A 17,491-nucleotide genomic window follows, 5' to 3' on the forward strand; every position below is an offset into this window, starting at 1 on the left:
TCCCGCTGGATCCGGGAATGTATCTCGCAGCCATATGGCCTCCTTTGGTCATTGTGGCCTTCCAATGTGAGTGCTGTGGGAAAGCGGCTTCCTACCAAAGTAAACGGTTTCTTGACTCCTGCATAGCCCTTTGTTAGTTTTTGAGAAAACGCTTTCTGTTACAGGCGTCACAAAGCATCAACTACGCATAGGGGCACGGAACAATGAAGTTTGCTCTCAAAAAATCCGGATTGGGCGTCGCAGGAGCGGCGGCGGCCCTGGCACTCGTTCTGACGGGCTGCGGCGGGGGTACCCCCGAGGCCAAAGTCGGAACCGTCGAAGATCCCGTCACCATCCGCTTCGCCTGGTGGGGCAACGATTCCCGTGCCAAAACCACGCTGGAGGTCATCAAGGACTTCGAAGCGGCCAACCCCACCATCAAGGTCCAGGGCGAGAACACCGAGTTCAGCTCCTACTGGGACAAGATGGCCACTCAGATCGCCGGCGGCACCACCCCTGACGTGTTCGCCATGAGCGGCGCCTACCCCAGCGAATACGCCACCCGTGGCGTGCTGCTGGACCTGGGCACCGTCAAGGAAGAAATCGATACCTCCAAGTTCTCCGACGGCACCGTGGAACTCGGCCAGATCGACGGCAAGCAGTACACCATCACGGCCGGCGTCAACGCCATGTCCATGGTGATCGACCCGAAGGTCTTCGAGGCCGCCGGCGTGGAGCTCCCGGATGACGAGACCTGGACCTGGGACGACTACACGGAGATCGCCGCCGAAATCACCAGGAACTCGCCCGCGGGAACCTTTGGAACCACGCCCATGGCCAACGATTCGTTCCTCGCCGTATGGGCCCGCCAGCACGGCGAAAAGCTCTACACGGACGATGGCAAGAAGCTGGGCATCAGCGAGGCAACTGCGGCTGAGTGGTTTGAGCTGAACAAGAAGCTGATGGATACCGGTGGAGCGCCGTCGGCCTCCCAGACCGTGGAAGACGGATCGGCCCAGCCGGAAATGACGCTCATGGGCCAGGGCAAGCAGGGTATGAAGATCTCCTGGAGCAACCAGATGAACTCCTACTCGGGCTCGCCCCTGGTCATGATGAAGCTTCCCGGTGAGAGCAAGCAGCCCGGTTCATGGCTGCGCTCCTCCATGGAATACGCCATCTCGTCCAAGTCAAAGCACCCCAAGGAAGCAGCCAAGTTCATCAACTACCTGGTGAACAACATGGACGCCGCCACCAAGATCAAGTCGGACCGCGGCATGCCCGCCAACACCGAGCTCAAGGCCGGCATCCTCCCGCTGCTCAAGGAATCCCAGCAGAAGGAAGCCGAGTACCTGGACCGCATGGCCGAGATGAACGTGAAAGCACCGCTGCCGTTCCCCGCCGGATCATCAGCCACCATGGAGGTCCAGAACCGGTTTATGACGGACGTCCTCTTCGGCAAGATCAGTCCCCAGGACGCAGCCAAGGGCTTCATCGCCGAGGTGAACCAGAACCTCGGCTAGCCTGCCCCGGCAGCACCCCTTTGAACGTCAATAGACCCCCGGACATCCGTCCTTTCAAACAGTAGGCAGGCCAGTGAGCACCAACACCCCGCCGGTACGGCCCAGCGCCATCGCCGGATACAACGACTGGCCTGCCTACGTCCAGGCGCATCCCCGTTACCTGGCCGCCACGGCGGAAGGACAGGAACTGGCGGATGCGCTGGGGGTCCCGGCTGTGTCCGGCTCTCCAGAGGTGACGGTTCACTGGGAAGAAACGCACGACGGCGTCACCACCTCCCAGCTCAGCTGGCAGTTGGGCTTCGGGCCACGAACCACCGGTTGGCTGATGCGGCCGGCCGGAAGTTCGGGCCCGTTGCCCGGCGTGCTCGCACTGCACTGCCACGGAGGCAATAAGTTCGATGGCGCCGAGCGCCTGGTGGAACTGCCGGAAACCCACCCCCTGGCGGCGCGCTCCAAAGCCGGGCACTACGACGGCCGGGCGCTCGCCACGGAAACCGCCCGACGGGGCTTCGCCGTCCTGGCCCACGACGCGTTCTCGTGGGGCAGCCGCCGCTTTGACCTCGAAACCCCGCCATGGCGCACCGCGTCCGCCCTTGAGGCCAGGGAGGCGCAATGGCGGCAGGACGGCGTCGTGCCTTCCGAAGCCGAGCGCTACAACGCCGCGGCCGCAATCCATGAGGACACCGTGGCAAAGGCTGCGGGACTGCTGGGCACCAGCCTCGCCGGAATGGTGGCGCACGATGACCTCGCCGCCCTGGAGGTCCTGGCCGCGCTGCCGGACGTCGATGAAAACCGGCTTGGCTGCCTCGGCTTCTCGGGCGGGGGCGGCCGGTCCCTGGCACTCGCCGCGCTCAGTCCGCGCATCCGCAGTTACGTGGTGACGTGCATGATGACCACCTTCGATTCATTGCTGCCCGCTTACCTGGACGCGCATTCCTGGCTGCTGCAGACGCCCGGGTTGTGGAAGCTGGGCGATTGGCCGGAGCTGGCAGGCCGTTCCACCGCGGACATCCTGGTGCAATATGCGCTGGCGGACCCGCTGTTCCCCGAGGCCGGCATGCGGCAGGCCCACGAGGTGCTCTCGTCGCTGGGCGGATCGCGTTACACCGGGAGCTTCTGGCCGGGCGGCCACGCCTTCACGGTGGACATGCAGGACGAGGCGATCGGCTTCCTGACCGCCGGGCTTGCCCAACCAGGTAGCAATAGTTGCCCTTTAGAAGCCCCAAAAGGGCAACAAGTGCTACCTGGTTGGGAGGGTACGGCCGAAAAGGGGCGGCCCCGCGTCGCGCTGGTGGGCGTGCACGGCTTCGGCGAGCGCCATCTGGCCAACCTGGCCCGGCTCGAGTCGGCCGGCAAGCTGGAACTGGTGGCCGTCGCGGATCCCAATCCTCCTGAGGCCGGCCGGCTCGCCGAATCGGTGGCCGTGTTCGGGGACCTGGACCAGCTCCTGGCCTCCGGCGTGGACGCCGACGTCGTCATTATCTCCACGCCCATCCAGACCCACGCCCCCCTGGCACTGAAGGCCCTGGCGTCCCGCGCCGACGTCTACGTGGAAAAGCCTCCGGTGGCATCCATGGCCCAGTTCCAGGAGGTGCTCGACGCCGCAACGGGCGCCGGCCGCCTGGTCCAGGTGGGCTTCCAGAGCCTGGGCTCGGAGGCGCTTCCCGCCGTCGAGAAACTGGTGGCTGACGGCACGGTTGGCGAGGTCCTGGGTCTGAGCGCCAAAGGCAAATGGCTGCGCACCAAGGGCTACTTCAAACGCTCCGCCTGGGCCGGAAAGCGCAGCATCAACGGTGTTGACGTGGTGGACGGCGTGGGAACCAACGCTCTGGCGCACGCCATTGCCACGGGGCTGGCGATGGCCGGAGCGCGGACGATTGCCGACGTTGCCTCCGTGGAGCCCGACCTGTACCGGGCGCATCCCACCGAGAGCGACGACACTTCCGTGATCCGGGTCCGCACTGCGGCGGGGCGGACGCTGCTGTGTGCGCTGACCCTCTGCGCTCCGGAGCAGCAGAAACCGACAGTCACCATCCACGGAACACGCGGCGACATCACACTTTCCTACACCGAAGACGAACTCCTTATTACCACCCCGGACGGCGAGCGCCGGGAACAATACGGCCGCCAGGACCTCCTGGAAAACCTCCTCGAGGCGCGGGCCTCGGGCGCTCCCCTGCTGAGCCCGCTGGCCGGCAGCGGCGCGTTCACCTCCGTGCTCGAGGCCATCCGCACCGCGCCCGCACCGCAGGAAATCCCGGCCGGGCACCTCACCTGGGAAGGCGACGGGGACGATTCCCACGCCGTCGTCCACGGTATAGACGCGCTGATTGAGCGTGCGGCCAAGGCACAGGCCACCTTCGCGGAGCTCGGCGTCAAGTGGGCACGCACGCTCCCTCCGGTCCTGACGCTGGACATCAACGGGCAGCCGGTGGCGGAGTACCAGGACGGCAGCCATATCCGGGCCGTCTCCTCGCCCAGGCCGTACCTGCATCCGGTCCGCACCCTGGCCGGCACCGTCGTCACCGACCACCAGCCCCTGGACCACGTGTGGCACCTGGGAGCCGGCGTGGCCCTGCAGGACGTCAACGGCGTGAATTTCTGGGGCGGCCGCACCTACACCCGCGAGGCCGGGCAGTACGTCTGGCGTCCGGACCACGGAACCATCACGCCCGTCCCCGGCTCCACCCCCCAACTAAGTAGCACTTGTTGCCCTTCTGAGGCTTCTAAAGGGCACCTACTGCTACCTAGTTGGGAAGGGGGCGGGGAAGGTGACGGGCGGCTCAGTGAATCGCTCTCCTGGAACGGGCCCGACGGCGAACCCATCCTCACGGAGGAACGCACCTGTGAGTGGGCAGCAGTCAGCTCCTCCGCCTGGCGCCTCACGCTCGACTTCGCGCTCTCCCCCGCCGGCAACGAACCCGTCAGCCTGGGCAGCCCCGGCTCCAACGGACGGCACCAGGGCGGCTACGGGGGCTTCTTCTGGCGGCTGCCCGCATGCGACGACGCCCGCGTCTGGACGCCTTCCGGCGCCGGCGAAACAGACGTGCACGGCAGCGTCACGCCGTGGCTGGCCTGGTCGGGAAAGTTTGGGACTGGACAGTTTGGGACTGGAGAGTCCGACGGCGGCACATCAGCGGGCGACGCAACCCTCGTCTTTGTGGCCGCGGCGGAATCCAGCGACCCCTGGTTCGTGCGTGTGGACGGCTACCCGGGCGTGGGCCAGTCACTGGCCTGGGACGCCCCGGTCATGGCCGAACCCGGCGCTCCGGTACGCCGCAGCATCACCGTTTTTGTGGCCGACGGCATCCTCGGCACAGCAGACATTGAAGAACTGATCAACCAGAAGGGCCATTCATGAGCCAGACCACCGCCGGAGCAGCTTCTGTTGTGGCAGACAACCCAGCCCACCCCGCCACGGCCGGCGGCCCAGCTGTAGGCAGTTCCGCAGCAGACAGGGCAGTCAAGCGGCAAAGGGTCCTGGAGATCCTGGACTCCTCCGGCAGTGACTCGCTCCTGCTCACCAGCAACACGGCCCTCACCTGGTACCTGGACGGCAGCCGCGTGCACATCAGCTTGGCCGGCGATCCCATTGCCGCGCTCCTGGTGGACCGGGCCGGCGATCACCTGGTCACCTTCAACAACGAGGCCGCCCGGATTGCCGCAGAAGAGCTCCCCGACGGCGTCGCGCTGCACAGTGTGCCCTGGTACGGGAACCTGCACGAAGCAGCCGCGGGCCTCGGCGACGGCGCGCCCCTGGCGGAGTCCGCCGTCGTGGATGAACTCCGTGCGGCGAGGCAGCAGCTGCTGCCCGGCGAGAGCGCCCGCTACGCCCGGCTGTGTGCCGAGGTGGCGGAGATGATGACGGATGTCCTGTCCACAGCGACGCCTGCCACTACGGAGTTCGAGGTGATGTCCCGGCTCTCCGCCGGCGTGGTTGCCTCCGGGGCCGAGCCGCTGGTGCTGCTGTGCAACGGCAGCTCCCGCAGCGAATTCCGGCATCCCCTGGCCACCCACAGTCCCCTGGGCCGCCGCGCCATGGCCGTGGTGTGTGCCCGCCGGAACGGACTCATCGCCAACATCACGCGCTGGGTACGCTTTGACGCCTCAACACCCCGGGAGCTGGATGCGGAGGCCCGGATCGCCGCGGTCGAAGCCGACATCTTCGACGCCACCGTCCCCGGTGCCCGACTGGACCGGATCTTTGCCGAGATCAAGTCCGCATATGCACGCCACGGCTTCGGACCGGACCAGTGGGAACTTCACCACCAGGGCGGCCCCGCAGGATACGCAGGCCGCGACCCCCGCGTGACGGCCTCGGCCACGGACCAGGTAGTGCTGAACCAGCCGTTCACCTGGAACCCCTCCGGCCCGGGCGTGAAGATCGAGGACACCGTGCAGTTGACGGAAGCCGGCGTGCAGGTGCTCTCCGTGGATCCGCGGTGGCCTGTCAGTACGGTCAACGGCCTGGCGCGGCCGGTAACGCTGCAGCTGTAGGCCCGGGTGGCACGCCCCGCACACGCAAACCCCGTACGCCCCCGAACACAAAAAACCCCGGCTTATGGAGAAACCACCCGCGTACGCGGTAGGGATATCTCCACAAGCCGGGGTTTTTTCCGTTACCGGAGCACCAGCTCGCCATCCACGCGGCGGGGAATACCCAGCGGGTTGCCTTCCCGCAGCGCAGGGTGGAGCACGGCTTCCGGAGCATCCTGGTAGGCCACGGGGCGCTGGAACCTGCGGACCGCCGTCGCGCCTACCGAAGTGAACAGGGAGGTAGTGGCCGGGTACGGGCCGCCGTGCTGCTGTGCCCAGTTGACGGCCACGCCGGTGGGCCAGCCGTCGAACAGGACGCGGCCGGCCAGCCCGGTCAGCTGGTCCACCAGGGCGGAAACGTCCTCGTCCGGCTGCGCGTGCACGGTGGCCGTGAGGCTGCCCGGCACCTTGGCCAGCACCTGGGAAAGCTCCTCCGGCCCGGAGTACTCAATCAGCAGGGTGGTGGGCCCGAAGCACTCCTCGAGGAGCTCGTCGGGCCGCTGCAGCACGTTGGCGGCGGAGGTTGAAAAGACCACCGGAGCGGCGCCGTTGGCCCCTGCGTCCTGGTCCACGGTTCCGCTGACCACCGCAACATCAGGAAGGGAGGCAACGCTGCGCAGCCCGTCCGGGTATGCCTCCGCGATCCGGTCCGTCAGCATGCCGGCGGCGGGTTTGTCCTTGGTTGCCTCGGCCAGGTCTGCGGCAAAGGACGTTCCGGCCGGGATGAACACCAGGCCCGGCTTGGTGCAGAACTGCCCTGCCCCCATGGTGAAGGACGCCGCCAGCCCGGCTGCCAGCTGCTCAGACCGCTCGGCGAGGGCAGCGCCCGTGATCACCACCGGGTTCAGGCTGCCCAGCTCGCCGTAGAACGGGATGGGTTCCGGCCGGGAGGTGGCGAGGTCAAAGAGCGCGCGGCCGCCGGGGATGGAGCCGGTGAAGCCCACGGCTTTGATGGCGGGATCCTGCACCAGCGCGGTCCCCTGCTCACGGCCGCTGACCAGCGCGAAGATGCCTTCCGGCGCTCCGGCGGAACGCAGGGCCTCGGCCACAGTCTCCGCGGTCCGTTCGGACAGACGAAGGTGCCCCGAGTGTGCCTTGACGATCACCGGGCAGCCCACAGCCAGCGCCGAGGCAGTGTCGCCGCCGGCTACGGAGAAGGCAAACGGGAAGTTGGAGGCGGAGAACACGGCCACGGGGCCGATCGGCCGCAGGATCCTGCGAAGATCAGGCTTGGGCGGCGTCGCTGAGGGATCGGCGTGGTCGATCACGGCCTCCAGGTAGGAGCCTTCGGTGATAACGCGGGCAAAAAGCCGCAGCTGGCCGGTGGTGCGGGCCACCTCACCGGTGAGCCGGGCAGTGCCCAGGCGGGTCTCGGAATCGGCGATCTCCACGAGTTCTGCGGCATTGGCATCCAGCGCATCGGCGACGGCATTCAGCCAACCCGCCCGTTCGGCGTCGGACGCTGCTGCGGTGACTTTGGCCGCCTCCGTGGCGGCAGCGGTGAGCTCTGACAGGGAAAGGGTTGCTGTGGTCACGTAGTTGCCTGTTCTGTTTGGCTGGATTGATTACTCAGGTGCCGGCCCGGCGAAGCGGAATCCGAGTCCCGGCTGGTCCGTCAGGGTCACCCGGCTGTTGCTGAACCGGACCGGCGCAGGCCCGGAGAGGATGCCAAGCTGCTCGAAGGACGCGTCCTCCACGTCCTCCACCAGGGTGGGCTCGGCGAGGGTCAGGGCCAGCTGGCCGGACAGTTCCGGGAGCAGGTGCGGCATGACCTTGATGCTGTTGGTCCGTGCCAGTTCCACGATCCGCCGGAACGGTGTGATGCCGCCAACCCGGATGATGTTGGGCTGGATGATGTCCACGGCTTCGGCATCGATGAAGTCGCGGAACCGGTAGATGGTGTGCAGGTTTTCGCCCAGTGCGATGGGTACCGGTGAATGCTTGCGGAGCCGCCGGTAGGCCCAGAGATCGTCCGCCCGGATGGGTTCCTCCAGCCACTCCAGCCCGTACGGTGCCAGGACGTCCAGGGCACGAAGCGTGGTAGGAAGATCCCAGCGCTGGTTGGCGTCGATCATCAGTTTGCGGTCCGGGCCCAGTACGGAGCGGACGGCGGCGACGCGTTCGGCGTCCTCGCGGATGTCCGGCTTGCCCACCTTGATCTTCACGGCGCGGTGGCCGGCAGCGACCCAGCGTTCCGTCTGCGCCACCAGCTCCTCCAGCGTGTAGTGCAGGTTCACGCCGGATCCATACACCTCCGCCGACTCCTGCCGCTGGCCCAGCAGCCCCGTTACCGCGGTGCCGGCCCGGCGGGCCTGCAGGTCCCATAGGGCAAGGTCGACGCCGGCCATCGCGATGGTGGTCAGTCCCCCGCCGCCTGCCTCATGCAGCCGCTTCCACAGTGCGTCCCACACCGCTTCAGGCTGTGCCGGGAGCCCTGCGATAAAGGGGGCGACGTCGTAATCAAGGAGGGCCTTGACTGCTTGCGGGCCGATGGTGGGCGTCCAGGAGAAACCGTGCCCCGCGCCGCCGCCGTCAGTCTGCAGTTCGGTGACGATCACGTGGTTTTCCGGCGCTTCCACACCCCAGCTGCGGCGCAGCGGGACAGTGATGAGCCGGGTGGACAGGCCGGTGATGCGCGGGGCAGCCTTGACGGCTGGGGATACGACGGCGGGGGCACTCATCAGCGGCCGGCCAGCTCGTGGCCCTTGGCCAGGATCGCCTTGAGTTCCAGCAGCTGGTCCTCGGTGGGATCAACAAGCGGCGGCCGGACGGAACCCACCGGCAGGCCGCCCAGGCGCAGGCCGGCCTTGATCAGCGAAACGCCGAAGCCCGGGGTCTGGTCGCGGAGGCGTACCAGCGGAGCGTAGAAGCCTTCCAGCAGTGCATTGCGGCGCTCTTCGTCGCCGGATTCGTAGGCGTCGTAGTAGGCCTTGGCGATTTCCGGGGCCATGGCGAACGCGGCGGACGAGTAGAGCGGGATGCCCAGGCCACGGTAGGCGCCCTGCGTCAGCTCGGCCGTGAGCAGCCCGTTGAAGAACGCGAAGTCCTCGCGGCCCGTGGCACGGACTGCTGAGACGATTTCCTGCGCCAGGCCCACATCACCCAGACCGTCCTTGAAGCCCACCACCTTCGGGTTCGCCGCCAGCTGCGCCATGGATGCGGCCGTGAATTTCGCGTTGCCGCGGTGGTAGACGATCACCGGCAGGCTGCTGGCATTGGCCACGGCCTCGATGTAGGCCACCAGGCCGTCGGTGGGGCCGGTGACCAGGTAGGGCGGCAGGACCAGCAGTGCGTCAGCGCCCGCTGCCTCGGCGGCACGGGCGGCGGCGAGCGCGTGGCCCAGCGGTCCGCCGGCACCGGCAACCACCGGGACCTTTCCGGCCACAACCTCGACGGCGGCACTCACCACGGTGCTGACCTCGTCGATGCTCAGCGCGTGGAACTCGCCGGTACCGCAGGCGGGGAACACGCCGCCGGGGCCGAACGGCAGCCGGGACGCGATGTGCTCCTTGAGCAGCTCAACGTCGACGCTGCCTTCAGGGGTGAACGGGGTGACGGGAAAGAACAGTACGCCGTCGAATTTCATGGTGTCTCCTTGGATCCGGACCCCGTACCGGCTGTGACCAGCGCGGCGGATGCCTCGTCAGTGAGGGCGGGGTTGAGGCTGGGGTTGAGTTCGGTGCGCCAGCTGCGCTTGGGCTGCCAGCCGAGCAGTTCCTGGGCTTTGGCGATGGAAAAGGCCGGGCTGGTTCCGGTCAGCCCGGCGCTGATGGCGTCACTGCCGGGCAGGAACCGCGGCATAAGTTCGGCCAGTGGAGCGGTGGCGAGGGCGTCGGCTGCGCCTACAAAAAAGGTCTCGCCGTTGGGGATACTGTCCATCTTCGCCAGGAGCAGGTCCAGGAAATCGGCCACGTCCCGGGCGTCGACGTAGTTGAACAGGGCCGGTGCGGACAAAGCGGGATCGGCCAGCCGCTCGGCCAGGGTGTGGCCTTGCTGGGTGGGCGCGCCCTCCCATTCCTCGGGCGAGATCACGTAGCAGGGCCGGAACGCGGCGTACCGGATCCTGTCCCCCTGCGCCGCGGCGAACATCTGCACCGTCTGTTCGGCAATCAGCTTGGACAGCGCGTAGGCGTTCCAGGGCTTGGGCGTGGTGCGTTCGTCCAGCGGGAAGGCGTCCGGCAGCCAGCCCGCGGGCGAGCCGTACCCCAGCACGGTGGGGCTGCTGGCCGTGACGATCTTCGGCACGCCCAGATCAGTGGCCGCGCTGATCACGGCGTAGGCCAGCCGCGTGTTGGTCGCGAAAATGACGTCCTCGGGTGCGCTGAACGGTACGGCAATGGCCGCAAGGTGAATGACGGCGTCGGGATTGGTTTCCTTCAGGAGGCGCAGGGCCTCGCCCGGTGCCAGGAGGTCACCGGTTTCCTGCTCCACGCCCGCAGGCAGCTGGTCTGCGGGAATGGCTTCGCGGTCCACCGAGATCACCTGGTGCCCTGCTTCCGCCAGCCCTGCCACCACGCTGCGGCCCAGCCGGCCGGAGCCGCCGGTCACAAAGATCCTGCTCATGTTGGTTCCTTAGGTTTCGGGCCGCTAGCTGCGGCGGAGGTCCACGCCGAGGTCCAGGTCTTCAACCCGGACCGGCAGCGAGGACTCGAGGGAGCGGTTGCCGGCGATGCCCACGGAGACTGAACGGAGACCGTCCAGGTACCCGGATGGGCGGCCCAGGGGGTCCTCGCCCGGTCCGTTGAAGAGGTCCGAGAGGAGGAGCTTGTCACCGCCGCCGTGGCCGCCTTCCCCGTTGACGATCGGCACCTCATACGCAGGTTCCCAGTGGCGCTGGACCACCAGGCGCTCACCGTTCCGGCGGATTGCGTCCTCTTCCTCGACGGGTGTGGCGCTGGGGTCCACCACGTTTTTCTTGTCAGTGCTGCTGGTGACGGCGGCGCGCTCCACCACCTCCAGCTCTGCGCGGCCCTCGGTTCCGTTCACGGCAACCCGGTAGCCCTCCCAGGGGCTGTGGGCGTTCAGGGAGTAGCTCAGGCGCGGGCCGCCCTGGTACTCCACCACCAGTGCCAGGTTGTCCTCAATGGTGATTCCGGACGTGAAGACGTCCTGGTCGCGGCGGTAGCCGTCGTAGTGTTCGTTGTCCAGGAACAGCGCCTTCAGCCGCTCGTCCTCGCGGAGGTCAAGGGTGAAGGGATCCGGGTTGGCGGGAGCACCGGCGTCGGGAGTTCCACGTTCCGGACGCTCACCCAGGCCGCGCTCGGCAGCGTTCTGGTCGCCGTAGAACTTGAGGCCGCCGGAGGCGAAGACGCGCTCCGGGACGTCGTTGATCCACCAGTTGACCAGGTCGAAGTGGTGGGAGGCCTTGTGGATCAGCAGGCCGCCGGAGTTCTTCTTTTCGCGGTGCCAGCGGCGGAAGTAGTCTGCGCCGTGGACGGTGTCCAGGACCCAGCTGAAGTCGATCGAGGTGACCTTGCCGATCACGCCGCTCTGGATGATCTCTTTGAGCGCGCTGTTGCGGGGCGAGTAGCGGTAGTTGAAGGTGACCACCACGTTGCGGCCGGTCTCCTGCACGGCTTTGGTGATCCGGCGGCACCCTTCGGCGTCGATGGTCAGGGGCTTTTCAACGACAACGTCGGCACCCGCCTCGAGTGCCTCAACGATGTAGTCCGCATGGGTGTAGTCAGGAGTGGTCACCACTACCCGGTCAATACTGTTTTCCTGGATGAAGGCCGTGAGGTCTGCCGGGTCGAAGGCCGCAACGGGCCCGGGTGCTCCCAGTTCCTGGATGAGCTGCTGGTAGTACTCCACCCGCCCCGGGTTCACGTCGGAAAAAGCGATGAGTTCCGCCGTGTCCGCGTGCTCGCCGAAGATGGCGCGGATGTACATCTCCGAGCGGCCGCCGGTCCCGATGAGGGCGATGCGGGCCTTGCCGGTGCCTGCGTTTGTACCTGCGGTGGTGTCCGTGTTTGTGCCTGTGGTTGTACCTGCGGCGGGGCCGGCTGAACCCGACTCGACTACGTTGACCATGAGAGAGGGTCCTTTCGAAAGCTCATTACTCTGAGAACCTGCGCCACACCTTTGTGCGAGAAAGCGGTTTCTCAGTCCGTTATATGAGTTGTATCAACAGAAACAGACTTCCGTCAACCATTATCCCCCTTGGGAGAAAACGTTTTCTAGACTCTTGGCGCAGGCGTTATATGCTGTGAGTCATTGCGCCGCCTCCGGCGATCCCGGAACAACACCGGAAAACCGCTGGCAGCAGGCGGCGCGGCTTGCTGAGAAAGGGTTCGAAGATGGTCAGGAGATCCGCCACGGGCAGGATCGGCATCGCAGACGTTGCCGTCAAGGCCGGGGTGTCCCATGCCACGGTTTCCCGTGTTATGAACGGCAACTTCACCGTGGACCCGGACATCGCCGCCCGGGTCAAGGCTGCCGCCGCGGAGCTGAAGTACCAGCCCAACCCTGTGGGCCGCAGCCTTGCACTGGGCAAGACGGACACCATCGGCATCGTGGTCCCGGATCTGGCAAACCCCACCTTCCAGGCCATCCTCCGCGGGCTCAGCCGGGCCGCCGCCCAGGACGGCTACCGTGTGCTGATCGCCGATTCCTTCGAAGTATCCAGCGAGGAAGCCATCCTGGCGGGCGAGGCACGGCGTCGATGCGACGGCCTGGTTCTCTGCGCGCCCCGCATGAGCGACGCCGAGCTCGAAGAGATCATCCCCTCGCTGCACCCGCTGGTCCTGATCAACCGGACCACGGCCGCCAAGGGGGTTCCCACCCTGGTGGTCGATTACGGCCAGGGCGTCCAGGACATCGCCGAACACCTGGTGAACCTCGGCCACACCCGGCTGGCCTTCCTGGCCGGTCCGCCGCGAAGCGCCTCCAACGCACGCCGCCTCGAAGGCCTGGACGCCTTCAAGGCCGCCCACCCGCAGGTCGATGTCACCATGCTGGAGGGCGGCTCGGACTTCGACACCGGCCACGAAGCAGTGGACGCGGTCCTGGAAAGCGGAGCCACCGGAATCCTCGCATTCAACGACCTCGTCGCCATGGGCCTGATGAGCGGCCTCCACGAACGCGGTGTGGACGTCCCCGGAGACATCTCCGTCACCGGCTTTGATGACATCCCCTTCGCCAGGTACACCACACCCGCGCTCACCACCGCGGCGGTGCCCATTACGGAACTGGGCCAGGACGCCTGGCAGCAGATGCGCGCCCTCATCCGCCAGGAAGGCAGCGACACTTCAGGCAGCCGCTACCAGCCACGCCTCGAAGTCCGCGCCAGCACGGGCCCGGCCAAGAAGTAGCCCCCCCCCCGCTCCCCGCGAGGTGGCACTTCGCGGCAATGTTCCTCACGGACACTGCCACGAAGTGCCATCTCGACGCCGATTCGGACCTCACGCGGCCGGATCAGGCCCCGTGCGGGCGCTCAACCCCAGCCTCGCGGTAGTACCCCTCGATGTGGGCAGCGACCAGCTCCGCCGCGCGCCCGCCGTCGTTGTTCCGGATGGCCGCCAGGATGCCGCGGTGCTCCTCCCGCAGGCGCGACGCCGTGGCGTCCCAGTCCGGCAAATTCGCCGTAAGCCGCGCCGCATAGCCCTGGATCGCTTCCCGCAGCGAACCCATCATGGCGCTGACCACCGCATTGCCCGCGGCGTCGGCAAGGGCAAGATGGAAGTGGACATCGAGGGCCAGGAACTCATCAACGGCAGTGCCGGCGGAAACGGGTGCGGTCCCGTCAGGGGAATGTCCGACGGCGTCCATCCGGTCCAGGAGCGCAGCGGCGGCTTCCAGCTGCGGCGCATCCGGACGGATGTGGGCTGCGGCCCAGGATTCAAGGAGGACGCGGGTTTCCACGATGTCCGCCACGGGCAGGTGCTGCGTGGCAACATGAAGGCGCAGGGCCGAGCCAAGTGCCGCCGTCGGATCTGAAATCACGATGGTTCCGGCGTCAGGACCTGATCCCACGCCGGCGCGGACCACCCCCATGGCCTCCAGGACCCGGATGGCTTCCCGGACTGAGGTGCGCGAAACCCGCAGTTGTTCGGCCAGGGTGCGCTCGGCGGGCAGGCGGCCGCCTACGGCCAGCTGCCCGTCGGAAAGCTGGTTCTCGATCCACTGCAGGACAAGCTGGTGCGTGCGCATCCTGACATCATAGTTGATGTGGTTGGACCACATGGCCTACAGTGTGGTTAGACCACACCAACGGAGGTAGCCATGACCCACACCATCCAGCCCAGCAATCCCGAAGTGACTCCGGCGCCGGACGCTCCTGCCGCCGGAATCCAGGCGCAGCCGGGTGCCGCGGGCACCTCATCCGCTCCCCTTCCCCCTGCCCTCAAGCGCCGCGTGCCCAAGTACTCGGACCTGGCGCCGCTGATGCAGTTCAAGAAGCCGGAGTTCAGCAAGGAAGCCCGGCTCAAGCGGGCCAGCACCATCTGGGAACTGCGGGACATCGCCAAACGCCGCACCCCGCAGGCTCCTTTCGACTACACGGACGGCGCGGCTGAAGAGGAAATCACCCTCCGCCGGGCACGCAACGCGTTCCTGGACATCGAGTTCCGGCCCGGAATCCTCCGCAACGTCTCCAGCATCGACCTGAGCACGGACATTCTTGGCAAGCCGTCCCGCCTGCCGGTCGGCATTGCCCCTACCGGCTTCACCCGCATGATGCAGTCCGAAGGCGAATATGCCGGTTCGCAGGCCGCCGAGGCCGCCGGCATCCCGTACACGCTCTCCACCATGGGCACTGCTTCCATCGAGGACGTGGCCGCCGCAGCTCCCAACGGCCGCAACTGGTTCCAGCTGTACCTGTGGACTGACCGGGACCGTTCATTGGAACTGATCGAACGGGCCGCCAAGGCGGGCAACGACACGCTGATGGTCACCGTGGATACCGCCGTCGCGGGAGCCCGCCTGCGGGACGTCCGCAACGGCATGACCATCCCGCCGGCATTGACCCTGAAGACGGTTCTGGATGCGTCCTACCGCCCGGCCTGGTGGTTCAACTTCCTCACCCACGAGCCCCTCACGTTCGCCTCGCTGTCCCGCTACACCGGCACCGTGGCTGACCTGATCAACTCCATGTTCGATCCCACCCTGACCTTCGATGACCTGGATTGGCTCCGCGAAACCTGGAAGGGCAAGCTGGTGGTCAAGGGCATCCAGACCGTCGAGGACGCCCGCCGCGTGGTTGACCACGGCGCGGACGGCGTGGTGCTCTCCAACCACGGCGGCCGCCAGCTGGACCGCGCACCCATCCCGTTCCACCTGCTGCCCGAGGTCAAGGAGGCCTTCACAGCGGACAACTCCGACGCCGCCATCATGCTGGACACGGGGATCATGAGCGGCGCGGACATTGTTGCCGCGCTGGCCCTGGGGGCGGACTTCACGCTTATTGGCCGCGCCTACCTCTACGGACTGATGGCCGGCGGCCGCGCCGGAGTGGACCGGACCCTGCAGATCCTCGAGAAGGACATGGCCCGCACCATGGCCCTCCTGGGCGTCAGCAAAATCTCGGAGCTCACCCCGGACCACGTAAGGCTGCTGAACCGGTGATCCGGTGATCCGGTGATCGAGCTTGGGGCCACGGCCGCAGGGTTCCCTGACCGAGCTTGCGAGGTTAGGGAGCGGTTGGGGAGCGAGATCGGGTTTCGACGGTTTCGACAGGCTCAACCACCGGCCCGGGTTTCGACAGGCTCAACCACCGCCGTGGCTACTTTTTGCGGCCGAACTTGGGGAGGTTCGCCAGGAGGTCCGCGGCTTTGGTGGCCGCGCGGCCTACCGTACGGCCGATCTGCTGGGGGACGGTGTCGTCCGTGGCCGGTTGCGGCCCACCGGAGAGCACGACGGCGGGACTCAGCTCTGCGTTGTCGCGGGCCAGGATGTCCGCGGGCTCAGCAGGAGTGAGCTGCTGGGCCTGCTCGCCGGCCGCGACGCTGAAGGCGCCCAGCCACTCGGCCACGCCTTCGAGAGGCGCGGTGTTCAGGGTGTAGTAGCGCTTCTGACCCTGGGCACGCATGCTGACGAGGTCGGCTTCGCGCAGGACCTTCAGGTGCTTGGAAATGGTGGGCTGGCTGGCGTCGAGTTCGGCCACCAGTTCACCCACGGCTTTGTCCCCCGAGCGCAGCGAAACCAGGATGTCCCGTCGAGTTGCTTCCGCAATGACGGCAAATACGTCGTCTGTCACCATGGAGTCCACCCTAGCGATATATACGTCAAATGGCATCCATGTGTCAGTCGTACCAGGGATCGAGGCCATAGAACGGGAAAACTGCCTTGCGGGTTGCCATCACGGTACGGTCAATGGCGTCGTTGGGGTCGAAGCCAACTTCCCAGGACCTCCACCACAGTTCAACGTCGTCCCCCATCAGGGCCGGGGTGTCCGCGCCGAATTTCTCGTTGACGTAAGTGCGCCAATCCTCGGGCACGCGGGTGTTCAACGGTACCGGCCGACCGGCAGCGATCGCGATCAGGTGGCTCCAGGAGCGGGGCACTACGCCGGTGATGTTGTAGCCGCCGCCACCTGTGGCAATCCACCGGCCCTGGCAGTGCCGCTCCGCCAGTTGACCGATCGCCGTGGCGGCCTCGCGTTGGCCGTCCACGCTGATGTTCAGGTGCGTCAACGGGTCCAGCCGGTGAGAGTCGCAGCCGTGCTGGCTGACAATCACCTCCGGATCAAAAGCTGCCACGAGCTGCGGGACTATGGCGTGGAATGCCCGGAGCCAGCCTGCGTCTCCCGTCCCGGCGGGCAGGGAGACGTTGACGGCACTTCCCTGCGCGCCCGGTCCGCCGGTCTGGTCCGCAAATCCCGTGCCGGGAAACAGCGTCAGTCCTGATTCATGCATGGAAATGGTCAGCACCCGGGGATCGTCCCAAAAAATGCTTTCCGTCCCGTCCCCGTGGTGTGCGTCAACGTCGATATATGCCACACGGGTGATGCCGCCGTCGAGCAGCTTCTGGACGGCAAGCGCGGCGTCGTTATAGATGCAAAACCCACTGGCCTTGCCGCGCGCTGCGTGGTGCATTCCGCCGGCAAAATTCACGGCATGCAGGGCGGTGCCGTCCAGGATGGCGGATGCCGCAAGCAGGGAGCCTCCGGCCAGCCGGGCAGCGGCCTCGTGCATGCCCTCGAAAGCGGGATCGTCCTCGGTACCCAGGCCATGGGCTTCATCCGGAACCGTGGGGTCGGCACTTACCCGGCGGACGGCGTCGACGAATTCGGCACTGTGAACTGCCTTAAGCTCGACGTCGGAAGCCACCCCGGGTGCCTCCACCCGGACATGTTCCAGGTCAAGCAGGCCAAGGCTCCCCGCCAGCCGTGCAGTGAGGTCCAGGCGCGCGGGCGACATCGGATGGCCCAGGCCAAAGTTGTAGGCGGTCAGCGAAGAATCCCACACCACCGTCGTCGGCGGGGTTGGTTTACTGAGCCCGGGCAGGAAAGTCATCAGTGA

At 66.9% G+C, this 17,491-nt stretch carries 13 protein-coding genes and 1 pseudogene; 6 read left to right on the forward strand and 8 right to left on the reverse strand.

Translation table 11 applies throughout. The features are described from left to right. The first annotated feature begins 203 nt into the window (after window positions 1–203). The 4 genes and pseudogenes from ACPJW8_RS15090 (at window position 204) to ACPJW8_RS15105 (ending at window position 5,996) form a co-directional block, all read left to right on the forward strand. The gene (locus tag ACPJW8_RS15090; protein WP_330187187.1) at window positions 204–1,499 is read left to right on the forward strand and encodes a sugar ABC transporter substrate-binding protein; all 1,296 of its coding nucleotides are present in this window, start codon (window positions 204–206) and stop codon (window positions 1,497–1,499) included. A gap of 73 nt (window positions 1,500–1,572) precedes the next feature. After that, window positions 1,573–2,700 (forward strand): annotated as a pseudogene (locus ACPJW8_RS15095) (acetylxylan esterase); the annotation flags it as partial. A 36-nt stretch (window positions 2,701–2,736) separates the two neighbouring features. After that, on the forward strand, window positions 2,737–4,860 hold the full coding sequence (locus tag ACPJW8_RS15100) for a DUF6807 family protein (RefSeq protein ID WP_330187475.1): 2,124 nt from the start codon (window positions 2,737–2,739) through the stop codon (window positions 4,858–4,860). Next, window positions 4,857–5,996, forward strand: a complete 1,140-nt coding sequence (locus tag ACPJW8_RS15105) for a M24 family metallopeptidase (RefSeq protein WP_330187186.1) — start codon at window positions 4,857–4,859, stop codon at window positions 5,994–5,996. The genes ACPJW8_RS15100 and ACPJW8_RS15105 overlap by 4 nt, the downstream gene beginning before the upstream one ends. Before the next feature lie 122 nt (window positions 5,997–6,118). Here ACPJW8_RS15105 and ACPJW8_RS15110 read toward each other — a convergent pair whose 3' ends face one another. From ACPJW8_RS15110 to ACPJW8_RS15130, 5 genes are read right to left on the reverse strand one after another with little or no spacing between them, the layout of a single operon-like run. Continuing rightward, window positions 6,119–7,570: an aldehyde dehydrogenase (NADP(+)) gene (locus ACPJW8_RS15110; RefSeq protein ID WP_330187185.1), complete on the reverse strand. Its 1,452-nt coding sequence runs from the start codon at window positions 7,568–7,570 to the stop codon at window positions 6,119–6,121. A gap of 30 nt (window positions 7,571–7,600) precedes the next feature. Then, complete coding sequence (locus tag ACPJW8_RS15115; protein ID WP_330187184.1) at window positions 7,601–8,716, reverse strand: mandelate racemase/muconate lactonizing enzyme family protein; 1,116 nt, start codon at window positions 8,714–8,716, stop codon at window positions 7,601–7,603. Next, entirely contained in the window at window positions 8,716–9,621 is a 906-nt protein-coding gene (locus ACPJW8_RS15120; protein ID WP_330187183.1) for a 5-dehydro-4-deoxyglucarate dehydratase, read from the reverse strand. The genes ACPJW8_RS15115 and ACPJW8_RS15120 overlap by 1 nt, the downstream gene beginning before the upstream one ends. Continuing rightward, complete coding sequence (locus tag ACPJW8_RS15125) at window positions 9,618–10,598, reverse strand: NAD(P)-dependent oxidoreductase (RefSeq protein ID WP_330187182.1); 981 nt, start codon at window positions 10,596–10,598, stop codon at window positions 9,618–9,620. Before ACPJW8_RS15125 ends, ACPJW8_RS15120 begins: the two co-directional genes overlap by 4 nt. A 24-nt stretch (window positions 10,599–10,622) precedes the next feature. Beyond that, complete coding sequence (locus tag ACPJW8_RS15130; protein ID WP_330187181.1) at window positions 10,623–12,065, reverse strand: Gfo/Idh/MocA family oxidoreductase; 1,443 nt, start codon at window positions 12,063–12,065, stop codon at window positions 10,623–10,625. Window positions 12,066–12,331: 266 nt separating this feature from the next. Between ACPJW8_RS15130 and ACPJW8_RS15135 the strand changes: the two genes are divergently transcribed. Continuing rightward, a complete protein-coding gene (locus ACPJW8_RS15135) occupies window positions 12,332–13,345 on the forward strand; it encodes a LacI family DNA-binding transcriptional regulator (RefSeq protein WP_330187180.1) in 1,014 nt (337 codons plus the stop codon). Between the two features lie 103 nt (window positions 13,346–13,448). Here the strand turns inward: ACPJW8_RS15135 and ACPJW8_RS15140 are convergent, their stop codons facing one another. Beyond that, window positions 13,449–14,183: a FadR/GntR family transcriptional regulator gene (locus ACPJW8_RS15140; protein ID WP_330187179.1), complete on the reverse strand. Its 735-nt coding sequence runs from the start codon at window positions 14,181–14,183 to the stop codon at window positions 13,449–13,451. 72 nt (window positions 14,184–14,255) lie between these two features. Between ACPJW8_RS15140 and ACPJW8_RS15145 the strand changes: the two genes are divergently transcribed. Further along, window positions 14,256–15,596 (forward strand): alpha-hydroxy acid oxidase, encoded by a 1,341-nt coding sequence (locus ACPJW8_RS15145; RefSeq protein ID WP_330187178.1) that lies wholly within the window; start codon window positions 14,256–14,258, stop codon window positions 15,594–15,596. A gap of 157 nt (window positions 15,597–15,753) precedes the next feature. Here the strand turns inward: ACPJW8_RS15145 and ACPJW8_RS15150 are convergent, their stop codons facing one another. Both ACPJW8_RS15150 and ACPJW8_RS15155 read right to left on the reverse strand, forming a co-directional pair. Next, entirely contained in the window at window positions 15,754–16,230 is a 477-nt protein-coding gene (locus tag ACPJW8_RS15150) for a metalloregulator ArsR/SmtB family transcription factor (protein ID WP_330187177.1), read from the reverse strand. 43 nt (window positions 16,231–16,273) lie between these two features. Continuing rightward, a complete protein-coding gene (locus tag ACPJW8_RS15155) occupies window positions 16,274–17,485 on the reverse strand; it encodes an acetoin utilization protein AcuC (protein ID WP_330187176.1) in 1,212 nt (403 codons plus the stop codon). Window positions 17,486–17,491 lie beyond the last annotated feature (6 nt).

Origin of the sequence: Pseudarthrobacter sp. J47 (assembly GCF_049810315.1) — a bacterium.
Lineage (GTDB): Bacteria > Actinomycetota > Actinomycetes > Actinomycetales > Micrococcaceae > Arthrobacter.